At 56.0% G+C, this 26,449-nt stretch carries 9 protein-coding genes and 2 pseudogenes; 8 read left to right on the top strand and 3 right to left on the bottom strand.

Annotation, left to right across the window (positions count from 1 at the left end; all coding sequences use genetic code 11):
- Positions 1–186: 186 nt before the first annotated feature.
- The 8 genes and pseudogenes from MXM41_RS22320 to MXM41_RS22285 all read left to right on the top strand — a co-directional run bounded on the left by MXM41_RS22320 (position 187) and on the right by MXM41_RS22285 (position 23,159).
- Entirely contained in the window at positions 187–756 is a 570-nt protein-coding gene (locus MXM41_RS22320) for a 3'-5' exonuclease (RefSeq protein WP_325934451.1), read from the top strand.
- Between the two features lie 66 nt (positions 757–822).
- Positions 823–1,190: pseudogene (locus tag MXM41_RS22315) on the top strand (recombinase family protein); the annotation flags it as partial.
- A gap of 33 nt (positions 1,191–1,223) precedes the next feature.
- Positions 1,224–1,328 (top strand): annotated as a pseudogene (locus MXM41_RS22310) (type II toxin-antitoxin system mRNA interferase toxin, RelE/StbE family); the annotation flags it as partial.
- A gap of 941 nt (positions 1,329–2,269) precedes the next feature.
- Positions 2,270–16,981: an Ig-like domain-containing protein gene (locus MXM41_RS22305; RefSeq protein ID WP_325934450.1), complete on the top strand. Its 14,712-nt coding sequence runs from the start codon at positions 2,270–2,272 to the stop codon at positions 16,979–16,981.
- 44 nt (positions 16,982–17,025) lie between these two features.
- Positions 17,026–18,912: a TolC family protein gene (locus MXM41_RS22300; protein ID WP_325934449.1), complete on the top strand. Its 1,887-nt coding sequence runs from the start codon at positions 17,026–17,028 to the stop codon at positions 18,910–18,912.
- Between the two features lie 19 nt (positions 18,913–18,931).
- Positions 18,932–19,705 (top strand): efflux RND transporter periplasmic adaptor subunit, encoded by a 774-nt coding sequence (locus MXM41_RS22295; protein ID WP_325934446.1) that lies wholly within the window; start codon positions 18,932–18,934, stop codon positions 19,703–19,705.
- Positions 19,705–21,054 carry an efflux RND transporter periplasmic adaptor subunit gene (locus tag MXM41_RS22290; protein ID WP_325934444.1) on the top strand — a complete coding sequence of 450 codons (1,350 nt, stop codon included), beginning with the start codon at positions 19,705–19,707 and terminating at the stop codon, positions 21,052–21,054. The genes MXM41_RS22295 and MXM41_RS22290 overlap by 1 nt, the downstream gene beginning before the upstream one ends.
- On the top strand, positions 21,054–23,159 hold the full coding sequence (locus tag MXM41_RS22285) for an HlyD family efflux transporter periplasmic adaptor subunit (protein ID WP_325934443.1): 2,106 nt from the start codon (positions 21,054–21,056) through the stop codon (positions 23,157–23,159). Before MXM41_RS22290 ends, MXM41_RS22285 begins: the two co-directional genes overlap by 1 nt.
- A gap of 191 nt (positions 23,160–23,350) precedes the next feature.
- Here the strand turns inward: MXM41_RS22285 and MXM41_RS22280 are convergent, their stop codons facing one another.
- From MXM41_RS22280 to MXM41_RS22270, 3 genes are all read right to left on the bottom strand, one after another.
- The gene (locus MXM41_RS22280; protein WP_325934442.1) at positions 23,351–24,226 is read right to left on the bottom strand and encodes a hypothetical protein; all 876 of its coding nucleotides are present in this window, start codon (positions 24,224–24,226) and stop codon (positions 23,351–23,353) included.
- Between the two features lie 131 nt (positions 24,227–24,357).
- The gene (locus MXM41_RS22275; protein ID WP_325934441.1) at positions 24,358–25,125 is read right to left on the bottom strand and encodes an EAL domain-containing protein; all 768 of its coding nucleotides are present in this window, start codon (positions 25,123–25,125) and stop codon (positions 24,358–24,360) included.
- A gap of 440 nt (positions 25,126–25,565) precedes the next feature.
- Positions 25,566–26,449, bottom strand: an 884-nt coding sequence (locus MXM41_RS22270; protein WP_325934440.1) for a YadA-like family protein, incomplete at its 5' end; no start/stop codon positions are given.

Raw genomic sequence — 26,449 nt, 5'->3', positions numbered from 1 at the left:
CACGATCAGCAACCTGTTTGACTGCTTCAATTTTAAACTCTTCGGGATAACGCTTACCGCTCATGGGCACCTCTCTTTAAGCCATCTTAAATGACTCTGAGGTGTCTGTTAAACCCGTGGCAATTCACATACCTGGACGATAACTTAAGTAAGGCCGGAGATAAGGTATCAGGACTGGTTAAAGCATTGCTGCATTACAGATACAATATAAAAATAACGGCTCAGCTTGTCATTGATGATTACCTCAGCGCTGTTGCCAAACGGAGCGACGTAGTTCTGGCCCGCAAACTCATCCGGCAGGTACGTGTCACTTCTGATGCCAACCTGCCAGAAGCTATCAGACTGGCTGTTTTTTCATGTACCGGTTGTGAACTCAGTGAGACTCACATTAACGGAATAAACGATGCGCTTACGGTACCCCGCATTAAAAACAACTATTTGTATGTCCGGGACGATGAAGTCCAAATTATGACGTTGCACAAATCAAAGGGGCTGGAATTTGACGTCGTAATACATCTGGATCTGTATGACTGGGTGTTACCTGCAAGGGAGTATGTGAAAGGCAGCTACGATGTAATTTTTCAGAATGAACAGCAGTGTCTCAATCTTCACTATGTGGGCGTCACCCGTGCCAGAAAGGGAGTAATCCTGATGCATTCGACAAAACGATATAATGCTAAACGAGAGCTCAAAACGGGGAATCCCTCTCAGTTCCTTACAAGGCCGGGACTGAAAGATTTATTTAAAGAAATTTAACAACGCTGCTCCAATGCTGAATAGCCATGGATACTCGAAAACCATTAAACTGCTATTTGCGTCAAAATATGTGTTCACTGCCTAACACTGGAAGGGGGACATCTCACCAGTCCCGCCGGAAGATGACAATGCAGGTAATCTCTGCGGTTGCTGAATTTGAGCGGGATCTGCTGCTTGAACGTACGCATGCAGGTATTGCGCGGGCTAAGGCTTCCGGAAAGCGTTTCGTCCGCCCGCCGACTCCGGATGATGAACAAAAGAAAGTGGTATTCCTGCGTTTAAGTGAAGAGAAGAGTATCAGCGCGATCGCCCGGGAATTTGACACCATACGGCAGACCATTCTAAGAGTAAAAGCGATAATTGAAGACGCTGATGCTCGTTCGTTAGCTTCTTTCTGCGTATGTCCGCTATGTGCCATTAGCGGTAGTAGCTAGAAACACTCTGTTATGATTACCGGGGACCAGGTCATCCGCGGTATGCCTGACTGTTACAAGATAAAGCTAAAGTCCTCAAATTATTGCCTTGAATATCAGATCATAGACAAGAAGGTCGTTGTCTTCGTGACGAGTTGAATAAATTCCCGTTAGCATTTTGTTATCTCTAACCTAGTAATCATATCCCAATTCATGAAAAAGCGGCAGCAAAATTTGGAACAACAAAGATTCTGTAGAAATAAGTCTCAAGACGCAGGGGAGTAATATACCAATTAAAGTTGAGTAAGTTAATCCTCAAAGATATAGATTTTTTTCAATAATTTAATTATCTAGAGGATCTTAACTCTTTGAGCGGAAATATAGTTATGAATTTAGTTTGGCACCGACCTTAATATATTAATGCTAACTGCCGCATTGATATATACAATAAAAGATTAATTCACCTTATATTTATTTGTTAATTTTATCTCAGATTTTGTGATTAAATAACAAAACCGAAAGCCTTTTAATTTTTAACATTACAGCCTCACTATGTGTAAGCAGAACGTGGAATAGATTATATTCAAAGATAACGCTATTGAAGCATAAGAAAGCGGTAAATTATTAATATAAATTTTTTTAAAATGTCATTTACAAGTCTAGGTCTTTCAGAGGCTTTACAATCGGAATTTTTTAAGAGCAATAGTCGTCACGACTGATACTACTATTGGAATAAAACATTCACAGAGGTGATTATTTCACTACAATCTTTTTGTATACTACACTCTTTTTGTATAATACATAACCGTGTTTATCTGCATTTGCTAAGGCCAATGGAATTGAATTGATTAAAAGTAAAGTTTACATGAAGACTTTGTTTCAAAAGATCGCATTGTTAGATGCGTAACAATCTATTACCTGTAGTGGTGGCTTTTGTAAAAACCATATTGGATGTTGTTTTATATAGTAATTTTTAATTTTTGAAGTATATTAAATCGATATGAAAACCATTATTTAAGTAGATCTAACAAAAAATGCTATGGGCTGATTTATTCAGCAGGGTAACATATCGTTACAGGTTTCGTTTTTCGTGTGGATATATGAAAAAAAATGCCAGCATCACCTTTCGCCGTCCGCGTTTACATCGCTTCGCGCTGGAAGCGCGTCAATTATTTGACGGCGCAGCCATTGCGGAGACCGCACAACATCATGATGTAAGCAGTGATGCCCCTCAGGACAGTGCTCGTGACGCATTCCACCCCGTTACGATAGACCACGCGGCATCCGCCCAGCCGACCGCCAGCAAAGAGGTCTTCGTTATCGACAGCCAGATCAAAAACTGGCAGTCGCTGGTGGCGCAGTTACCGCAGAGCAGCAAAGTGGTGGTAATCCGGGAGGGCAGCTCTGGTCTGAGCCAGCTCAACCAGGCGCTGGCAGACGAAAAGCAAATCTCAGCCATCCATATTTACAGCCACGGCATGAGCGACGAAATTACGCTGGGGAGCGACATCATTACCTCGCAGAGCGTCGCGACGCTGCAGCCACAGCTGCAGGCGCTGGGTGATAAGCTAAGCGCAGACGGAGATATCCTGCTCTACGGCTGTTCCGTCACTCGCAACGACACTGCGCTGGTTAGCCAGCTCGCGGCCTTTACCCACGCGGATGTGGCGGCCTCCAGCGATGCCACGGGCAACCGTGATGCAGGCGGCGACTGGGTACTGGAAACCGCAGTAGGCACTATCGAGGCCCGCACTCTGGCCCTCGATTACGCGGGCCTTCTGGAGACCCCGACCCTCGCGAATGCCCATGGCGATCTGATCGTAAGCGAGCCGTCAGTGCTCACCCCTGGCAAGGAAGTGGGGCAGCTTAGCGGCTGGACCATTGATCAGAGCGACCCTTCTGCCACGGTTATTCTCAACCTCTACCTGCAGGATCCCGCTAAAGGGACGCTGTCCGATGGCGTGCAGCCTGCGGACAGTCAGTTCCTGAGCTTCAGCGGCACGACTACTGAGGCCCAGACGTGGCTCAATCAACTGACCTTCACCGCCGCCGACCGGGAACTCGGTAATCACACCGATTCCACCGGCATCGACATTTACGTATTTAACGATTCGGGTGGCGTAGCGTGGATGACGCAGCGCATCATTATCACTTCGGCCAACGATCCGGCGACCATTAATGACAGCAGCCTGCTGGTACCGGAGCGCAACGGCAGCGGCACAGTCATTGATGCCTCGGTGCTGGCGATTGGCGATCCCGAGCTGGCTGTAGGGGCACAAACGCCTGTCCAGATGGTCTACAGCCTGACAGCACTGCCGCGTTACGGCTATCTGACCCTGAACGGCCAGCGGATTGGCGTCGGCTCGGTCTTTACCCAGCAGGATGTGATGAATGGTGGGGTAAAGTATGTCCATACTGCGACCGGAGCGGACCAGAACACGGCCGACAGTTTTTCTGCCAGCCTGAATGACGGCGCTACGCCGCTGAATTTATCGGACCACGTCACGGTAACGCTCAACATCCAGCCGGAAAACCAGCCCCCGAGCGTGAGCGGCAGCGGCATTGTTTTTGAAGGCCAACCGCAAAACGCCAATTTGACCGGTAACGTCGGCCAGTATATTGAAGCCACGACCGGCGGCGATCCGCAGGATACCCAGCTGACGTTGACGGTCACCCAGTTGCCCGCCCACGGCGTACTCTATTTTAACGGGCAGCCGATCCAGGCTGGTTTCAGCTTTAGCTATGCTGACAAAGACAAGCTGACCTACAGCAATGACGGAACCGAAGGCATCAGGCGGGATAGCTTCGGCGTGCGGGTCACCGATCAGGGAGGCGGTACCAGCACGCCTTCCAACAGCGACGGGGTGATTGCCCTGACGATTGACAGCGTCAACGATAACCCGATCTTCGATGCCACCAGCAGTCAGTCTGCTGTTGTCGATGCAACCCGCGGCAGCGTGGTCTTAACCCCTTCAATGCTAAATGCTACCGACGTGGATTCTGACGACAGTCAGGTGAGCTTTGTGGTAGATACCGCTAATTTGTTCCACGGCTACCTGACCCTCAAAGGTCTGCGATTGCAAAGCGGTGACACCTTCTCTGTAGCGGATATCAAAGCGGGTCGCGTCAGCTATGTGCAGTACCGCAGTACCTCTGCCAACGAGCAGGACAGCTTTGACTTCCGGGTAGTTGATCATGCGTTAAATATCTATTGGGATACTACCGGCAAGGAGAATATTCGTGAAGGCGGTGTCTACGATGGCAATGCGCCAGGTTATGCCCTGACCGCGTTCCGCTTTAACATTACTCTCGCCGATCAAGCCTCGAACCCGCCTCCTGGAAACGTCCCGGCGCTCGATCAGCTGCCTGTGACCACGCTCTCGCCGGTGTTCGGCACCAACGTCAACGATCCAAATGCACTCACCCACGGCGTCCTGACCGAAGGGGGCACGCTGGTGCTGGCGGGAACCGGCAACATCACCGATGCCACGCCGGGACTGAGCTATACGCTGCCTAACGTCGACCCTGCGGAAGTGGTTTATACCTGGCTTGGCCCGGGAAACGAGCTGATGCTGCAAAAAAATGTCAACGGCAGCTGGGTCACTTTGCTCCCGCTGGAGACCTTCACTCAGGCAGATGTGAATAACGGCGCGATCCGTTTCGCCCATGATGGGGGAGAAACCTTTACCTTCAACGCCAGCTTTACCGTCAGCGCAGGACGCGTCACCCTGGATGCCAATGGGGAGCCGGTGCCGGTGATTTCACGTGTGGATACACGCGTCTTTGTTACCCCGGTGAACGATGCCCCGGTCGTGAGCGGCTCGTCCAGCAACGTGCTGGCGGAGGGCGAAACCTTGGTCATTACCCGCGGTATGCTCTCAGTCAGCGACCCGGACGATGCCAACAGCGGCAGCCCGTATGAAACCAACGCGACTCTCAACGGCAATACCAATTACGCCCTGAATAACGAGGCGACGGGCAGCAATGCCCTGAAGATCATCTTTAAAACCCTGCCCACCGGCGGGGTGTTGCAGTATTACAACGGCAGCAGTTGGACAACCCTTACAGCCAGCGATCTCAATACCTTACAACTCGATGCTTCGCTGTTGACCAATAACGGCAGCAGTGGGTTGCGCTTCGTCAGCGACGGCTCTGAGATCCGCAACACCAGCTTCTCGGTTGCCGCCATTGACCGCTGGGGGACGCAGTCACTGAGTGCTGCGACGGTTGGGCTGGTGATCACCAACGTTAACGACGGTCCACAAATTGCCGCTACCCCGACCGCCGCCGACCCGGTGGTCAGCAGCGACTCGCCAAATATGGCGGGGGGCGCGCCGGTCAACACCCCATTGACGGTGCGTGAAAGCGGCTACGCGCAAATTACCGCGTCCATGCTGCAGGCCTACGATCCCGACAGCAGTGCAGAGCAGGTGCAGTTCACTGTCACTCAATCTCCGGCCTTTGGTCGCCTGGCGCGCTCCACCGATGGCGTCAACTTCAACGTGCTGGGCGCTGGTTCCTCCTTTACCCAGCAGGATATTGCCCGGGGCTATATCTATTACCTTAATGACGGCGATGACCGCGCCAGCACTCAGGACGGTTTTGCCTTCCGCCTCTCCGATGGCGAAAAAGAGCAGTCCGCCAACAGGTTTGTGATCGACATTACCCCGGCGAACGACGCCCCTACGGTGAGCGAACCGGGCAGCGTCATTAAGGTGGGAGCAGGGAGCACGCCGGTTCCCGACTTTACCGTCGCCGATCCTGACCTCAGTGCAGGTGCCGCTAACGTTACCGATCGCCTGCAAACTACCGTTCGCCTGCTGCATGCCGATGGTTCGGCGTTCACCCAGGCGGAGTACAGCGATGTCACCTTCGGTATCGCCAGCGTGGCCGGGCTCAGCGTGACGGGTGGCAACGGCGATCTGCTGGTGCTCACCGGCAGTGTAGCGCAGATTAACAGCGCCCTGGCAGGGCTCACCATTGCCATGAGTAATGACCGTAACGCGATATACCAGATTCAGGTCATCACTGATGACCGCCTGCGCGATGCCAGTGGCAACCTTACCGGCAGCGCCAACGGCGGCCCGGTGAATGAGGTGGTTGCCCCGGCGTTTGGTCAGCAGCCAACTGCGGTGGACGGCAAAAACTACAACTGGTATGCGGATGGCGTACCGGTCAACGACGGCAATATTGCTGCCAGCACGGCGACGCTGCTGGCGTCGAGTATTAACGATCCTGGCCAGCTTGCGGGCAATACCCAGAACATCGTGCGCGAAGATCAGGTCTCCTTTATTGGCGGTGGCTTCGTGGTTTCCGACGTTGAGTCGGACGCCCTCGGCCTGCCGGTGACGGTGACGCTGCGTGTGGCCCAGGGTCAGCTTGGCATCGGGGGGGACGGGGCGCAGAGCGCGCTGAACGGCGTTACCATCAGCGGCGATAACAGCGGCACGCTGGTGTTAACCGGAAAGGCCAGCGCCATCCAGGCGCTGCTTAACGATCCGACGCTCGGGTTAACTTACCTCAGCGCCCTGAATGCTAACCATGATCAAAACGACGGCGCGGCGGGGGATGTCACCCTGACCGTCAGCCTCGACACCCAGGCGGCGACAGTGGGTGCCCTCCAGGGCACCGCTCCCGCCGATCTCAGTATCGCGCTGACTATCCAACCGGTGAACGATGCGCCGGTGGTTAATGCTGGCAACGGTGTGATCAACCTGAACGATACCGTTGGTAACGGGTTTACCACCGTACCGGGCTTCTCGGTGGACGATCCGGATCTGACCGACAGTGGCGGGATTGCAACGGACGAAACCGATCGCCTGCGGGTTACCGTGCGCCTTACCTTCCCTGACGGCACACCGCTGCTGATAGCGGATTACCGCGGCACCACCTCGATCTCGATTACCTCCGGGGCGACCAACAGTGGGGTCACTATTATTACCACCGGCGCACCGCCGACCGATGGCGATCGCGCCCCGATGGTGATCGAGGGTACGCGGGCGCAAATCAACACCTGGCTGGCCCAGTTGCAGGTAAAAATGGTGGGCATCGATACGGATGATGCCGACCGCTTCTACCGGGTAGAGGTGATCGCCGACGATCGCCTGCGTGACGCTAATGACGTGCCAACCGGCTTTGCCAATGGTGGACTGAACAGCAATGCCGGCAACACGAATACCCAAAGTACCTCGTTGGTGGACGTGGATCCCTATGCCGCTCTGCCCACAGGGCTGGCGCAAAACGTCAGCGCCGCCTCGATTCTGGTGTTCCAGAGTTCCGTCAACGATGCCGCTGAAATCCGGCTGGGCAGTACCCCACAGCTTGAGGCCAGTGAGGGCAGCAGCACCGTGCTTCTGCCAGCCATCGTCGTGACAGATGTTGATGCGGGAAGCAGTAGCCTTACGGTCAACGTTCAGGTGCCAAACGGCTTTGTCATCAGCCAAATTGGCGGCAGCGGCGGAACGGTACAGGGCCTCGGCGGCAGCACGGTGCGCCTCACCGGCACGCTGGCAGAGATCAACAGCCGGCTGGCTGCAATAACCGTCACGCTGCCTGATGTAGCCGGCAGCGCCACAGCGGCGGACTGGAATGGCAACTTTGGCGTGGTAGTGACGGTCAATGACAGCGGCTCTACCGGTTCTCGTCCGGGAGCCTTACCGGCGAACATGACCAGCGCCTTCAGCGATCCGGGCCGGGCGGATTATGCCGATCAGACTTCGGCGGCGATTATTACCACCCGGGAATTTACCTTTACCGTGAACCCGGTCAACGACGCGCCGGTCGCGACGGGCAGCAGCGTCACGCTCCCGACCATCAGCGAAGATACGACGCCGGCGAACAGTCAGGGCACCACGGTCGGTAGCCTGTTTGGCCCGCTGTTTGATGACAGCCGCGATAATGTCGATAACAGCCCGAACGGTGGAGCAGGCGGTAGCCGTAGCGATGCCTTCTGGGGCATTGCCATCAGCCGACTGACGCTGGATGCAAAGCAGGGTGAGTGGCAATACTCCACCGATGGCGGCCTGAGCTGGTCGGCCGTTGGCAGGCGCGACGACAGCAACGTCCTGTTCCTCAACGGTGCAGCGCAGTTGCGCTTTGTCCCGGCAGCGAACTTCTTCGGCACCCCAAATCAGCTCAACGTGCGGCTGGTGGAGAACAATACCAACGGGGACAGTACCAGCACCGCTACACAGCCAATGAACGGCACCAGCGGCAGCACTCAGACGAATGGCGGCACTTCCCTGTTCAGCAGCCAGCTGGTAAGCCTCACTCAGCCGGTAACTAACGTCAACGACAGCCCACTGATCAATAGCGCCCTCTGGTCCTTCCCGGAAGATGGCAATGTCCCGACTACGCTCGGTCAACTGCTGGACAGCAGCTATAGCGATCGGCTGGATAACCAGAGCGCGGTGGCGGGCGGCGGCAACGCCAGCCAGCCGCTGACGCTAATTGGGATTTTTGCCGATACCACCGACACGACCAAAGGGCACTGGGAATACCAGCAAAATGGGACTTGGAAAACGTTGCCAACCGATCTGACGGCTGACAGTGCCTTGATTCTAAGCCGCGATACCCGGATGCGCTTTATCCAGACCGCCGATTACAACGGCCCGGTGAACGGAGGGCTACAGCTGCGGGTTGCGGACTCCAGCGATCCGGCGCTGGTGGGCGGGACGGGACTCTACTCCCGGGTGAACTTCTACGATTTTGCCGCCAACGGGTCCACTGCGACGAACCACTGGTCCTCTCCGGCGCAGCTGGGGGTGGCAATCACCCCAGTGGCGGACATTGTTAATGACAGGACCAACATTCATGCCGGGCGCCCCCTGACGCTGCCCGCCTCACAGCTGTTAGCCAATGACAGTTTTGAGAATCCGGATCGCGCCATCACCGACCACACTAACCCTGCGCACGGTACGCTCAGTTTTGACGGCACCACCTTTGTCTATACCCCGGCAGCGGGTTACGTCGGCGCGGACAGCTTTACCTATACCGTGACCAGCGGCGGTGTGACCGAAACCGCTACCGTGAACATTGATGTTACCAACATTAAGCCGGTGACGGTGAACGACGTGCGTGCCATTAACGAGGACAGTCCCCAGGTCAGCGGCAACCTGCTTATCAATGACCGGGATGACGACGGCGATACCCTGACCTTGACCGTTTATACGGTTGACGGCAAAGACTACACGGCAGGCACAGCCATCACCCTGCCGGGCAATCAGGGCCAGTTGCAGGTGAACGCTGACGGTAGCTATCTCTACACCCCTGTGGCCGACTGGAACGGCAGCGTGGTTATCGGCTACACAATTTTCGACGGCAATATGGGCGGAACGGCGCAGGGCAGCTTTACCCTGACGGTGGCACCCGTGGCGGACGTGCAGGATGATGTTTACATCGTCCATGCCGGCCAGTCTGTTGATCGCGATGTCATGTTCAATGACAGCTTCAGCAACCCGGATCATAAGGTCACGGCAGTCACGCAACCGGCTCATGGGCGTGTCACTATCACCGCCAACAACACCGTACTGTACATGCCGCAACAGGGCTACGTTGGCACCGATAGCTACACCTATACCGTGACCAGCGGCGGGGTGACGGAGACGGCGACAGTGACGGTGATCCTGACCAACACCGCGCCGGGCACCGGAAATTTCTTTGCCACCACGCCGGAAGACGTCAATGCCACTGGTAATATCCTTACCACCCTGCAGGATCCGGACGGCGATCCGATTGCGGTCTCCGGATTCGCCGTAAACAACGTCAGCTATAACGTCGGCCAGCGCGCCGCCATCCCGGGGGCCGGAACCTTTATTATTGATGTCGCGGGCAATTACATCTTTACCCCGGTCAGCGACTGGAACGGCAAGGTGCCGACGATTGAAATCATCGTCAATGACGGTAATCTCGGCGGCACTAACCGGGCGTCGCTGGATATTACCGTCACCCCTATTACGGATATCGTCGACGATACGGCGACCACCCACGCCGGGAAAACCGTCACCCTCGACGTGCTGGCGAACGATTCGTTTGAGAACAGCGCCAAAGCGATTACTGCCACCTCCGCGCCGCTGCACGGCAGGGTCAGCATCGTCGGCAACCAGCTGGTTTATACCCCGGTAGCGGGCTATGTTGGGTCGGACACTTTCACTTACACCGTCACCAGCGGGGGCGTCACCGAAACCGCGACTGTTGTCGTGTCGATGACCAACACCGCCCCGGTATCCCGGGATGTCACGCTCTCCACGGCCGAGGACAGCGTCCTGCGCGACAGAGTGAGCGGGACAGATGCCGACGGCGATCCGCTGGTCCTCACCGGCTTTACCCTGAGTGGCATCAGCTACAGTGCCGGGCAGACGGCGGTGGTCGAAGCGGGCTCACTGACCATGAAAGCCGACGGCAACTGGGTCTTTACCCCGGCCGCTGACTGGAACGGTACCTTGCCGCTGGCGACTTACACCCTGTCCGACGGCAACACTGGCACCACCACCAGCAATTTACGCATCAGCGTGATCCCGGTGGTTGATGCTATGAATGACAGCGCAGTCACCCATACCGACAACAGCGTCGTGATCCTGGTGCTCGACAACGATCTGTTCAGCAACAAGCAGCAGGTCACGATCGTCGCCGGGCGTCCGGTTGCCGGCTCGATCCTGAGCGTTTCCGATCGGGGGGGGCAGATCCTGGTATTGTCTGATAATACCCTGCGCTATCAGCCGCCAGCCAACTTTACCGGCATCGACACCTTCACTTATACCGTCACTAGCTATAACGGGGTGGTGGAGACGGCGACGGTGAGCGTTCTGGTGACCAACAGCCGACCGGGTACTCTCGACGATCGCCAGACCCTGGCGGAAGACAGTACCCTCAGCGGACGTTTTAACGCTAAAGATACCGATGGCGATGTGCTGGAGGTAGTCTCCTTTAGCGCCGGAGGTCAGACTCTGGTGCTGGGGAGTGAGGCAACCAAAACCCTGACCCTGGCCGGGATCGGCACTCTGGAGGTCAGTGCAGATCTGACCTGGCGCTTTACGCCGGTTGCCGACTGGAACGGGACGGTGCCTGAGATCACCTATACCGTGACCGACGGCAATCCGGGCGGCGAGATCGACGGCAAGCTGACGCTGATCGTCACCCCGGTAAGCGATGCCCGTAACGATACCCTGTCGCTGCACGCCGGGCAGAGTGGAACCCAGGATCTGCTCGCTAACGATACCTTCAGCAACAGCGATCGACACGTAACGAGCGTGACCCAAGGCCAGCATGGTTCTGTCAACATTAATGTGGATGGCACCGTTACTTATACTCCAGTGGCAAGCTATGTCGGCCAGGATACCTACTCCTACAGTGTCACCAGCGGTGGCGTGACGGAAACGGCGACGGTAGTTGTTACTATAACGAATACCCCGCCGGTTATTCCGGCCCTCACTACCCTGAGCGGCCCGGAAGACGCAGAACTGTCAGGCTCGGTGCTGAGTAATGCCTCGGATGTGGATGCCACGGATATACTGCGCGTCGAGAGCTGGAGCCTGCCGGGGGAGGCGACGTCACACAGTGTCGGCACGCCGTACCTGATCCCGGGCCTCGGCACCTTTACCCTGCAGGCCAACGGCCAGTTCACCTTTAAACCGGTAGCAGACTGGAATGGCAGCGTGCCGACCATCACCTTTATGGTCAGCGATGGCCATCAGAACGGCTTGGTTTCGGGTCAGCTGGATCTGGTCGTGACGCCAGTGGCCGATATCGTGGCGGATAACGTGTTGGTGCATGCCGGAAAACCGCTGATTATCGACGCGCTGAAAAACGACACCTTTACCAACCCGGATCGGCAGATCGTCTCGCTCGGTCAGCCGCTGCACGGGCAGGCATCCATTCAAAACGGGCAGGTAGTTTACCTGCCGGATACGGGCTATGTCGGCGTAGACAGCTTTACCTATACGGTTCTCAGCGGCGGTAAAAGCGAAACGGCGACCATCACCGTTGATGTGCGCAACACGCCTCCTCAGACCCAGCCTGACACGATCGTGACCCTGGAAGATACCGGCATCGCAGGCAATGTCCTGACTAACGATCGCGATTTGGATGGCGATGTGCTGCGCGTTACCCAGTTTGCTGTGCAGGGCGTCGTCTATCAGGCCGGGGAGTTTGTCACTCTTGCTGGCGTGGGCCAACTCACCATTCAGGCGGACGGGCGTTATGGCTTCGTGCCGCTGGCGGACTGGAATGGCACCATACCTGATATCACCTACACAGTGACCGATGGCAATAGCAACGGTCTGGTGAGCAACAAACTGAATATCACCGTGCTACCGGTGCAGGATGCCGTCAACGACAGCGTCAGTACCCATGCCGGGGTACCGGTGCTGAACGATGTGCTGGCCAACGACAGCTTCAGCAATCCGCAGCGTACCGTTGAATCCTTTACCCAGGGCGCCCACGGCACTGTTACTCTGGAAAACGGCCAGTTGCGTTATACCCCTGTTGCCGGATATGTAGGCAGCGATACGTACACTTATACCGTCTTCAGCAACGGCGTGCGGGAAACCGCTACCGTCACGGTTAACATGCTCAATACCCCGCCGACCTCGGCGGATTTTGCCCTGACCACGGCGGAAGATACCCCGTTGAGCGGCAACGTAATGGATCGCGTCAGCGACGGGGATAACGATCCGTTGGCCCTGACCCAGTTCTCGGTGGATAACGTCACCTATAATGCCGGTCAAACTGCGACGATGGCAGCGGGCACGCTAGTGATGAACAGGGACGGGAGCTGGACGTACACCCCAGCCGCGGACTGGAACGGGGCGGTGCCGGTTATCCGCTTTACAGTTGTTGATGGCAATGACGGTGGCATCACCCAAAGCGTACTGAACATTGGTGTGGTGCCGGTGGGGGATACCTTCAACGACTTTGCTATTGTCCATTCCGATAACCCGGTGATCGTTCCGGTGCTTGACAATGACACCTTCTCAACCCCGGATGTCAGCCTGACGCTGAACGCCGGAACGCCGGTGGCAGGCTCGCTATTCTCCCGCACCGATCAGGGCGGACAGGTGCGGGTGCTCAGCGATAACACCGTGCAGTATCTGCCGCCGCAGGGCTATACCGGCATCGACACCTTTACCTACACTGTTACCACCCCGGACGGGCATCAGGAGATCGGCACAGTCACTATCGCGGTGCTGAACGGCACACCGGCGGCGCAACAAACGTCGCTGATGACGCCGGAAGATACACCGCAGCTGATCGGTCAGTTCAACGCCGTGGATCCGGAGGGGGACGTACTGACTCTGGTATCGGTCACCGTTAATAATCTCACGACCTCCCTTGAGGGGGCGAATGAGAAGCTGGTTACTATTCCGGACATCGGCACGCTGCGGATCTTCGCCAACCGTGACTTTATCTTTACCCCAGTGGCGGACTGGAACGGCGTAGTACCGCAAATCACCTACACCGTCACCGACGGGCAAAATAACGGGGCGGTGGACGGGACGCTGTTTATCGTTGTTACCCCGGAGATTGACGCGCATAACGACAGCTACAGCCTGCATGCCGGGCAGTCGTCGGTGCAGAGCCCGATGGATAACGATACTTTCAGCAATCCGGATCGGCTCATCAGCAGCGTTACCCAGGGTCAGCATGGCCGGGTGGAGATTAGCCCGGATGGGCAACAGATCACCTATACCCCGGATCCGGCCTTTGTCGGCCAGGATACTTACTCCTATACTGTCACCAGCGGCGGGCGCATCGAAGTGGCCTTTGTTACCGTTACCGTCACCAACACCCGCCCGGTGCTGAACCCGTTGGACCCGGTCTCTGGCCCGGAAGACAGTGTGCTTGCCGGTAACGTCATTGCCAACGTCCAGGACGCCGATCCGACCGATACGCTTACCGTAGTGAGCTGGTCCCTGCCGGGGGAAACGGCGGTTCACCTCCCGGGCAGGGGCTACGCCATCCCGGGGATGGGGACCTTCACCCTGAACGCTGACGGCGGCTATACCTTCGTGCCCGTGGCGGACTGGAATGGCAGGGTGCCGACCATCACCTTTGTCGTCAGCGATGGCCATGATGGCGGCAAGGTAACGAGAGAACTCAACCTGACCGTCACCCCGGTGACCGATATTCAGCCGGACTACCTGTGGGTGCATGCAGGCCAGCCGCTGATTATCGATGCACTCAGCAATGATAGCTTCAGCAATAGCGATAAACAGATTGTCGCCACCGGCACCGCGCAGCACGGCCAGGTGCTGATCCAGAACGGCAAAATTACCTACGTCCCTGATGCGGGCTATGTCGGTCTCGACAGCTTCACCTATACGGTAATGAGCGGCGGGGTGCTGGAGACCTCGACCATCACCCTTGAGGTGCGGAACAACGCTCCGCAGCCTCAGCCGGATCGCAATGTGGTGGCCGAAGATATGCCTGCCACGGGCAACGTGCTTACCAATGACCAGGATAGCGAGAGCGACAGGCTGCGGGTGGTTGATTTCCGCGTCGGCGCACTCCCGGGGGTGTACCTGCCGGGCAGCACAGTGGCGATCCCGGGGGTCGGGGAGATCACCCTTCAGGCCAATGGCGAGTACCTGTTCCGTCCGATCGCGGACTGGAACGGCGATGTGCCGCAAATTATCTACACCGTCTCGGACGGCAACCAGAACGGTCTGGCCTCGCAAACGCTCGACATTAGCGTCAGTCCAGTGGTGGATGCGAACCAGGACGTGGCGATGATCCACGCCAGCTTCCCGGGCACTATTGATGTGTTGGGCAACGACACCTTCAGCAACCCGGATGCGACTCTTGTTGGTATCAGTGCCCCGACGGAAGGCACTGCCGTTATCGTCAATGGCACCCTGGTCTATACACCGCGCCCGGGCTTTGTCGGATTTGACAGCTTTACCTATACCGTACGCAGCGGCGGGGTGGAAGAGACGGCAACGGTGGTGATCTGGGTCATCAACCAGGCCCCGGTTGCCAGCGATATTTCCGCGCATATGGATGAAGATGGCGGCACTCTCCAGGGCAACCTGCCGGTAAGCGACGCCGATAACGACGTCGTACAGGTGACGGGCTTTACTGTTGATGGCGATCCTACTCGTTACGATGTGCCTGCCAACGGCAGCCGCACGGTGATCGTCGCCGGGACAGGAACCCTGACCCTGACCAGCGATCGGCAGTTCAGCTTCCGTCCATTTGCCGACTGGAACGGCACTGTGCCGGTCATCACCTGGCAGGTCAGCGATGGCAATCAAAACGGCGATACCACCGGCAGGCTGGCGATAATCGTTAACCCGGTAGCCGACGGGGTAGACGTTCGCGGTGCGCTGCTGAAAGGCGGAGAGTTGATTACGGATGTGCTGGCGAACGATACCTTCGAGGATCCGAACCGTCAGATAAGCGCGGTCAGCCAGGGCGCGCACGGCGCGGTAACTTTGCTGCCGGACGGACGTATTCGTTACGTACCGCAGCCGGATTATGTTGGGCCCGATACCTACACCTATACGGTGACCAGCGGTGGAGTGACGGAAACCGTTACCGTGCAGGTGCTGGTCAAGCCGGTGCTGGAGCTGAGCGTCTCCGAAGAGGGGCTGCGTCACAGTGGTGGCAGCCATATTACTACTGGCATACTGCAGGTATCGGCCTTCGATCCGGCGCAAACACTGACTCTCAACGGGCAGACCTTTACGCTGGCTCAACTGCAGCAGTTATCGGCCCAGCATCCGGGGCTGGTGGATTTTGGCTTTGGACGTCTGGAGCTGGTTAATTATCAGGTCAGTGATGCCACCCATGGCCTGCTGAGCTATCGTTACGTCCAGACCCAGGCGATGGTCCATCAGGACGCTGTGCCGCTGCACGTCACCTTTAGCTTCACGGTGAACGGTGAAATCGGCGGCGAACTGAAACTCACCATTATTGACGATGCTCCGCAGGCCCAGCCTGATACCGCCGATATCTACCAGGATCTGGCGCAGTACAACCAGAACGGTAACCTCTTTGCCAACGACACCGCGGGAGCAGACGGTCCGGCGGTTACCGGCCCGGTAGTGGGGGTTGTTTCTGACAATACCGGTCGGGCAGGAGTGATCAACGGTCTCACCGTCGGGGCGTACGGCGTGCTGCGCCTTGATGCCAGCGGCAACTGGCACTATGAGGTCAACCGCAGCGATCCGCGGGTCGCTAGCCTGGAAGCCAACGCCGCTCTGCGAGAGATCTTCGTTTATACCGTGCAGGATGCGGATGGCAGTACGCGCCAGTCGACGCTAACCATTGTGATCCATGGCGTAACCGCCATGCCACAGGTCGCCGATGACGGCTGGCGGGACGACCTGTTCGGTACCCGGGATACGCTGCCATCGTCGCGCCTGAGCTTTACCCCGGGGCTGTTTATCCTGCCAATGATTTATGAGTTTGAAAGCCATGAACACACTCATGCTATCCGGGCCAACCAGAAACTGGCGATGCTCGGCTATGGCGTTGAGAAGGCCAATTCGCCGGTGATGGAGCAGGCAGTGTTGTTCCAGCGCTGGTACATCAATACCCGCCAGCAGCGGGATATCGCGGCATCAGGTGCTAATACTCTCGGGCAGAACACGCTGTGGGATGCCTTCAGTCCCTTCAGCGTTCGCCATGCTAATGAACGCGAAACCCTTCAGATACCGGTTGAGCGCGAGAAGGTCAGTCCGATGGTGATGGTTGTGACAAAAGAGACCCTTCCCGGGGCACCGTCGCTCTCCGCACAGCTGGCCGCATTGCATAGCCAGGATCCACAGAAAACAATCGTGCTGCCCGCTGCGGTGGTTAAGCAGGCCAAGTGATGAATTATGGGAATGTTGAAATGTTAAATGCTTCTGGGCCAGTGATGGCTTGTTCACCGCGTCGTTTTCCTCTCGCACCGCTGGGTCTGCTGGTGGGGGCGCTGCTGCTGGTTGGCTGCGGCTCCGTCAAACCTACCCCGCTGACCCAGGATGAGATCACCGCTCGGGTGAATCAGGATCGGGCGGCGATGTACCGCGGCCAGGAGGCGATCTCCGGTACGCTGACGCTTTCCGATGCGATGGCGCGCGCGCTGAAATATAACCTCGACTACCGCCTGAAAATGATGGAAACCACGCTGGCACGTTCGCAGCTGGATCTCGCCTCCCAGGATATGCTGCCGAAGCTGATGGCGGATGCGGGTTACCGTTGGCGTAACAACGATTCCGGCGGCACCAGCGTCGGCATTGACGATGGCGTGGTCAGTCTGCGTCCTTCCACTTCGGAAGAGCGTGAGCACTACCTGGCTGATGCCACGTTCTCCTGGGATGTGCTCGACTTTGGCATGAGCTATTTCCGCGCACAGCAGCAGGCTGACGAGGTCAACATTGCCGAAGAGCGTCGCCGCAAGGTGCTGCAAAATATCGTCCAGGAGGTGCGTGACGCCTACTGGCGTGCGCTGGGTGCCCAGCGTTTGCTGAAAGAGACCGAACCGCTGGCGGATCAGATTGCCTCGGCGCTGGCGAAAACCCGTGAAGCGGAGCAGGCGGGCATTCTGCCGCCGGTAGAGGGGCTGGAGTATCAGCGTGCGCTGTTGGATGCGATGACAATGCTCAACCAGAAGCGTCAGCAGATGGAGATGGCGAAAAGTGAACTGCTGGCGCTGATGAATGTCCCGCCGGGCACCCAGGTGGTGCTGGACGACAAGCCGTTGCCGCTCTCTGCCGTACCGCAGGACGTCAACAAGCTCGAGCAGATGGCGCTGGAACGTCGCCCGGAGCTGCGTGAAGAAGATTACAAGGCGCGCATCGACAGCTATGAAACCAAACGGCAGATCGCCTCCCTGTTGCCGAATCTGAATTTGTTTGCCGGGGTCAACTATGACTCCAACGACTACCTGTACAACGACAGCTGGGTACAGGGCGGCGTCGGGGTCTCCATGAACCTGTTTAAGCTGCTCAGCATTCCAGCGATCAACAATAACAACGACGCGCGTAAGCAGACGGACGATGCCCGTCGGATGGCGCTGAGCATGGCAGTGCTGACTCAGGTACGCGTGGCGCTGGAGCGCTACAAGCTGGCGGTCTATGACTTCCAGATCGCCGATCAATCTGCGCAGGTCGACCAGCGGCTGGCAAGCATCTCCCGCGCCGGGTCTGATAATTCCCTGACCAGCGATCTGGAGACCCTGCGCACTCAGGCGCGCTCGATTGTCTCCCGCTTCCAGATGGCCGGCTCCTATGCTGAGGCCCAGGCCGCCTATGGCCGGGTGTTGAACTCTGTGGGCATCGACCTGCTGCCGGAGCAGGTGCAGCAGACCGACGTCACCAGCCTGTCGCGCGCCATAGCCAGCAGCCTGCGCCGCGAAGAGCAGACGGTCTTTGCCAGTACGGCCCTGCAAACCCGGCAGGCACAGAGTCTGCAGGTGGAGGTGGGGCGCGTCCCAGGCGGGGTAAGCCGTGCGGCCATTGTTCAGTCGGTTAACCAGGTGCTGGCGGCGAACCAGATCGCGCTGGATAATTCTCCTCAGAGCCTGCGTTTACGGATGCAGTTCAACACCCTCAGCAGTAACACGACACGCAAAGGGCAGTGGACAATGGAACTTATCGACCGGGATGACAACGTCCGCCTGTCGCGCCAGTATCAGAGTTATCTGCCGGATGACACCAGTACCCGTACCCTGAGCGCGCTGGCCCAGGCGGCGGCGCTGTCGGTAACGGATGATATTCAGCGGATCAGCGGGGCGCGAATGGTGCCTCTGGCCCGCCCTTAACGGTTTAACAGGAATAGCTATGAAGGCTTTAGTGATGGTGTTGCTGGTGGGGGCCGCAGTCTTCCCGGTCCTGGCAGAAGGGATCCCGGCGAATAACAGCCCGGTACGTTTTCTGGTACAGGCGAATAAAGAGAGTCCGCTGTCGAGCGTGGTGGCAGGCAGGATCGCCAAAGTTAACGTCCAACTTGGTGAGAGCGTATCCGCCGGTAAAGTGCTGGCGACGCTCGACTGCGCCGATCTGACCGCCCGGCGCAATGCCGCACAGGCGGAGTACCACGGCGCGCAACTGCGCTATGAAGCCAAAGCCAAGCTGCAGGGGCTCAACTCGGCGGCCCAGCTGGAAGTGGGGCTCGCGGCGGCAGAGGTGAACCGCACCAAAGGCCAGATGGGGATCTTCGATGCCCAGCTCGCCCAGTGCCGGTTTGTCGCCCCCTTTGATGGCCGGGTGGCGCGGGTGTACGTCAAAGAGGGGCAGGGCGTATCGGCTGGTGGCGGGGTGATTGATCTGGTCGGCAGCGGCACGCCGAAAGCGCGACTGAACGTGCCGTCGGGCTGGATTGTCTGGCTCAAACCCGGGGTAAAACTGGATGCCACTGTCGGGGAGACGGGGAAACACTACCCGCTGACGGTGACTCATATAAGCGCCCGTGTAGACGCCGTCAGCCAGACGGTTGAGATTGAAGCCGCGTTTCCGGATAACGCCGAAGGGATTCTTCCGGGCATGAGCGGAAAAGCCGTGCCGCAATGTGCTGCGGATGATACCACCTGTCCGACGACAGGAGCGGCCTCGTGATGACAGGCGTTAATGGCTGGCGCCTGGCCGCCCGCGTTGCCCGCATTAAGGATTACAACGAACTGGGGTTTATGATCTGCAATGAGACGCGCCAGCTGGTGGCGTACCGTCAGGCGGCGTTGATGCAGATGACAGGGGAAAAGCGGGCCCGGCTGGTGGCTCATTCCGGCCTCAACGATGTGGATCGAAACACCCCTTACGCCTTATGGCTTGCCGAGGTCAGCGCGGAGATCGTTCCGCGTTGCCAGAAGCTGGCTGAGGGGGCGCGCTTACTCCCGCTAACCGCCCCGATGCTGAGTGAGCCTTTGCAGGCCCAGTGGAACGAGTGGATGCCGCAGTATGTCTGGGTCTTCCCCCTCATCGGCCCCCAGGGCGAACTGCTCGCCTTGCTGTTTCTCGGGCGGGACGAACCCTGGCCTGCAACGTTAACCCCGGAGTCGCCCGAATTTGCCCTGCTGCAACTCTGCGGACTCTACGGCTACGCCTGCTGGGCGCTGACCGCGAGACCCTCGGCACTGCAGCGGATCTGGCGGCGTAGCGGTGGCAAACGCCTGCTGGTGGCGGCCCTGGTGCTGGGGCTGATCTTTTGTATTCCCGTCCGGGAATACACCCTGGTCCCGGCAGAAATTGTCTCGCTGGAGAGCGAAGTGATCGCTTCCCCGGTGCAGGGGGTGATCCAGCGGATAGTGGCGCTGCCGAACATGACGGTGAAAAAGGGCGATGTGCTGGTGCTGCTGGATGACATCACCCTGCGTAACCGGCTTGCCGTCGCAGCCGCCGAGCTGGCGACCGCCAACACCACCCTGCAACAGGCGTCGCAGAAAGCCATCGAAGATCAACAGGCTAAATCGGAGCTGGCGATGGCGGAAGGGCGCTGGCGCGAGAAGCAGGTCGAGGTGGCCTCGCTCCAGCGCGAGCTGGATAAACTGACCATTCGCGCACCGCGCAACGGGGTATTTGTCTACTCCGATCCCGATGACTGGGTTGGGCGTCCGGTGCAAACCGGGGAACGCATCGGTCTGCTTGCCGATCCCGACAAACCGGGCGTCAGGGCGTGGGCACCTGCCAGCGAATCCACCAACCTGAAACCGGGTGCGCCGATGACGGTATTTCTGAAAGTCGCCCCGCTCAGCCCGTTAAGCGCTACCCTGGATTATGCGGGGTATCAGACCGTAGAAGCGCCGAACGGCGTGGCAAGCTACCTGTTGCGCGGATCCTTGCAGGGTAACACCGCCGAGGCCCGAATAGGTTTGCAGGGCACCGCGCGCGTATCAGGCGACTGGAAAGCGCTGGGATATCTGCTGCTGCGCCGCCCGCTGGCGACGCTGCGGGCATGGGTGGGCTGGTGATGGCCGACATCCCTGGCATGAATCCGGTCTGGCCTGCGCTGCGCGAAGAGTTGCACCTGCGCGAAGCCGGAATAAACCGGGACGGCTCCCCGGCCTGGCATCTCAACGATCCGGTCAGAAACCTCTGGTTTCGCCTGGGGTGGCTGGAGGTTGAGATCCTCAAACGCTGGCCTCGGGGTAACGCGCAGGCCATAGCCGAAGACATTAATGCCGAAACCACCCTGCACATCGTTCCGCAGGATGTTGAGGATTTTGTCGGCTTTTTGCAGCAGCACCAGCTGCTCAAGATTCCCCGCTACCGGCCGGAAAAGAGCCTCTGGACACATCTGCTCCACAGCTATCTGTTTATACGCATCCCGCTGCTGCATCCCGCGAGGATGCTTAGCAAAGTGCTGCCGTGGGTCAGCATCCTCTTCTCGCGCACTTTTTTACTGTTGACCCTGGCGGCAGGGTTGACCGGGCTGCTGTTTGCCGCCCGCCAGTGGGATTCTGTTGAGGCGACGCTGCGTACGGCGGTGAGCTGGCAGGGCGCGCTGGGCTTTATACTGGCGCTGATCTTCTCTAAATGCTGGCATGAACTGGGTCATGCATTTATGGCGACCCGCTACGGTGTCCGGGTGGGACATATGGGGGTGGCGCTGCTGGTGATGCTGCCGATGGCCTATACCGACACCGGCGAAAGCTGGAAGCTCAACCGTTCAACGCAGCGGTTAAAGATTGCCTGTGCGGGGATCATGGCTGAACTGGTGCTGGCAGCCTGGGCCACGCTGCTCTGGTCTTTTGCTCCGGAAGGCATGTTTAAAAATGCCCTGTTCTTTCTGGCCACCACCGCCTGGGTGATGACGGTGATGATCAACGCCAGCCCCTTTATGCGTTTTGATGGCTATTTTATTCTCTGCGACTGGCTGGACTTTCCCGGCCTGCACGAACGAGCAGGACAGTGGGCAAAACGGGCGATGCGTCAGATGCTGTTTGGTCTTCAGGACCCGCTCCCGGACAACGTCTCACCGGGTTTTTCCCGCTTTCTGATCCTGTTCGCTTTTGCCACCTGGATCTACAGGCTGATGCTGTTTATCGGTATTGCTATCGTGGTCTATCACGCCTTCTTTAAGGCGCTGGGCGTGGTCCTGTTTTTGATTGAGATGATGACCTTTGTGGTGCTTCCGATGATCCGAGAAATGAAAGTCTGGTGGCTGCGTCGCCATGAAATTCGCCCCACCCGGCGGGTACGCATTGTGTTGGTGCTGGGGGTGCTACTGGCAGGCGTTTTACTTCCCTGGTCACGCAGCGTCTCTCTGCCGGGTGTGATCGACGCCGCGCTGGTGCAGCCCCTCTACACCCCCTTTGGCGCAAGGATGCTAAAGATAAATGTCAGTGACGGCGAGGCGGTGAAAAAAGGCCAGCTCCTTTTTGAGCTGGTCGCTCCCCAGCCGGAAACCGATGAACACAAGGCCTTAGCCATGCGCCAGGCCTGGGAGGCGAGCGCCCGTGGCGCGCAGGGGCTGGAAAAAGAGAGTGCTGCAAGACAGGTGCTGGCCGAGCAGATGGCGCGTCAGTTTGCCCTGCAGCAACAGGCGGGCTCGATGGAGATGCGTCGTCTCCAGCTGGTCGCCGCCATTGACGGGCGTTTAGAGGAGCGAAACCTGACCTTCCGGGAGGGTAGCTGGATCTCCCCTGGCGATCGGATCGCCACCGTTATCGATCGCTCCCGCTGGCACGTGGATGCGCTGGTCTCTGAGGATGATTTAGGGCGCATTAAGCCGGGGGCCAGGGCAAAAGTGTTCCTGCCTGGACAGGTACAGCCGGTAGAAGGGACCGTGCTCACCGTGGACCAGCACAGCCTGACGAAGTTACCGTCCCTGGCGCTAGCCAAAGCTTCAGGCGGCGAGATTGTCCTCGCTCCAGGGATCCCCGCCAAAGAGCTTAAGCCGGAAAAGGTCTGGTATCGGGTCTCGATTCAGGGGCAGGAGGCGAGTGACAACGTGACCCGGGAGATGCCGGTACAGGTGGTGGTGGAGAGTGACCGCCAGAGTCTGGCGCATCGCTGGATCAACAGCGCGATGCTAATGCTAATCCAGCAAAGCGGTTTGGGCAAAGAGGGATAATGGGGTCTCTCGCTTCGCTGCCAACGGTTACATCGCCGTACTGTGAGTTAGCCTTAGCAGGCTTATAAAACTAGCCACGGCGGAACCTCAATAACTGGCAAGTGACTCATAGATATACTGTTAGTGTGTGCGGCTTCGTTGAATCATGAGGTAAAAAAATGTTCGCCTGTGTTTACATGAAAAATTGATTATTAACTAATTGGTTTAAAATTGAAGCGTGAAACCTCAAGATCTCCAGCTTTAAAAATGGCTTGAGAAAGCTCGTTATAAAAAACTTGTAAACCGCCATTATAATTTGTTACTTGTGAAATTGCCGTGCGGATTGATGCACAGTAAATACTGGCGTTCCCAGAGGCCACTTTTTTATTATTAGGGGGTAAGTCACCAGTGACTGCTTTGTACCAAGTACGCACCGCCCCTTTAAGCGACTTGGGTGCTTTTGCAAGGTTTTCATAACCTGTGAGAACTTGCATTCTTGGGAATTCATTTGCCTCGACAGTAGCAGTCAGTCTTTCCAAAAATTGAGTAAACAGGTCAAATGATTTCAGATCACCGACTTTGGGTGATGTCGACTTACGATTCTTATTGCCCAGTTTGCTGGCGGGTTGAGTCGCATACGGTACAGAGGGTTGCTTAATTTTATCCAGTTGCAGGTCAAACAATAAATTGCAGTGAATCCGGCGGTCGTGAATACAAGTGAAGGTTTTCAGAAACAATTTAATAAATTTGACCAGCGGCAAATCATACATTTGGTAGTTTCGCAACCATTGGTCACGAAGGAAGAGATTAAGGTCGGGATACCATGAGGGTTTCTGTTTGACTGCAACTAGTCTTCCTTTACTGTCAAATTCTATAAATTTACTACAATTCGCAAAAGCAAAGCAGCAATTTTTTAGCTTAGGTAATGGCTCACCTCCGGAAAAGTCAATTGTTCCCAACAACCAGTCAACTACAGCCAGCGATATAGAAAATACTTTATTAGCATTTTTACTAATTACTGAGCTTAAATCAGCAGGAGAGTTCACTTCTGGTTGAATATTACTAATATGTAGGAAAATATTCGACATATCATTAAGTTCCTATTTTGTTGGTTACATGTATTATACAACATTGATGCTATTTTAAGTTACCTTGATGGTTTCATATCCATTCAGCTCATTGCTTTTTAATTTATAATCTGGGGTTTATGAATCATTATTCAAACATTCACTTTATTTAAAATGTACTTTTCGAGAAACACGCTTTTACTGACTGGCGAAGAGAAAAGATACCCTTGGGCATGTTTTACATTCATCTGTCTCAGTAGAGATAACTGTTCTTGTTCCTCCACACCTTCAACGATAACTTCAGTATTAAAGTCATGGTAAACGCTAATAATGTTTTTTAATAATGATTTTCTATCACTAGCCAATAGACTTTTATCCAGTTTGGCGAAGTCAAACTTAAAATATTGTAGCGTTCTGAATGCATAGTCAAGACTGTCAACGTCATCCCATGCAATGAGGAATCCATGCTCACGCAACTTGATAGCATTCCTAATGGCATGGTTGTTTAATGGGATTTTGCTTTCAGTAATCTCAAGAATAATATAGGGAGCAATATCACGACTGATATCCTTTGAAATCATAGATGCAAAGTCAGGGCGATTAAATGAGTCTGGAGAAAAATTGAAGCTGAATCTAAATCTTCCCTGTTCCATTAAATGGTTATCATAAAGAAATTGCAATCCATTTCTGAATGTGAATAAATCTATGCTTAAAATAGAACCATTTCTCTCAGATAGTCTTATGAATTTATCTGGAGTGATTATTTCGTTATCATATATTCCGCGCGTCAAAATTTCCGCTCCGATACAACGGGAGTCAACGATATTGATGAAAGGTTGGAGAACTATATCCAGACAGTCCTGAACACTACCTTCTCTTATCTTCTTCATTAACCAATCCACTTTCAAATCATTTTTCATTAATGTCTTCTCAATATGCTGCACTATGTTTTATCAATGTTCTTTTGTAGTCAAAACGCCACTAGCCATCAGCAAGTTAGTTAACCTCCATGGGGTTTACATAAGGCGCACTGAAAAATCATCGTGACATAAATAATTTCTTAAATAAAAAGAATAAATTGGCATTAAAATTAATTAACCTTGCATAAGGTATAACCATTTAATGATTAATAATACTGTTTTACTAAGCAGCAGTTCCTGTAGCCGATCAAAAAATCACTCCGCATCACAATAACTTAAGGTTCGCTTTATACGAATAAAGCCCCGCTATAACGCGAGGCTTTAAAACGTTATCTAATTTGCGCACTCTTCAACATGAATTCATTAACCCGTAAGGTTCCGGCTTGTGTATCCAAAATGCGTATTTCATCAGGAATCTTGTAAAAATCGACAGACCGAGCTTAGAAGCCATATCCAATACCCACGTTTGCAGCAACATCATTTTCAGTGGAATCAGACACCCCGAACTTGACAACAACGTGGTCACTCACGTTTGCCGATCCACCTACAGCGATTGCAGAAGCATCTTTGAACGTGCCCGCAGCAGCGGAGACCATGAACGTTTGGTTAGAATTAACCTGTGGCATACCTGCAAGAGCCGTGGCTGTCGCGATACCGGAACGATATTCTTTACGATCGCTGTCGACCTGAGACTTGAGGCTACTGAAATTACTATTCAGTTTGCTGATCTGCCGGGAGTTGTCAGCAACTTTGGTCTGAGTTGAGCTGATTGCTGCACTATTTTTATTAATTTCGCTTGCTTCGCCGGCCACGTTATTGGCCAAGGCCTTAATTTGGTCACCATAATATACGGAATCAATATGCTGCTGTGACGCCAGAGCGCTTAATTTACGGTCGGTGTTACTAATTGCTTTGCTATTTGCTTCAATTTCCTTGGCATGGTCAGTGCCAGTATTAGCCGCGTGTTGCGCCTGCACAATCGCAGTATCTTGCGCGTCGTCACGGGTTGACTGTTGCTGAGCGGCTAAACGTCCCTGAACAGCAAAATTATCAATATGCTGCTCAGCGGTGCGCTCGGCGTTGGCAGAGACCAGGGCAGCCCCCAGAGCGGCCTGCTCGGCCTTCTGCTCTTTCAGGTGCTGGAAGCGTGCATCGTGCAGGGCGCCGGCCTGCTCAGCGGTGCGATCGGCGTTGGCGGAGACCAGGGCAGCCCCCAGAGCGGCCTGCTCGGCCTTCTGCTCCTTCAGGTGCTGGAAGCGTGCATCGTGCAGGGCGCCGGCCTGCTCAGCGGTGCGATCGGCGTTGGCGGAGACCAGGGCAGCCC

The organism is Leclercia adecarboxylata (genome assembly GCF_035787115.1).
Lineage (GTDB): Bacteria > Pseudomonadota > Gammaproteobacteria > Enterobacterales > Enterobacteriaceae > Enterobacter > Enterobacter adecarboxylatus_E.
Note: the sequence above shows the minus strand (reverse complement) of the source record. Positions and strands in the feature narration are given on the sequence as shown.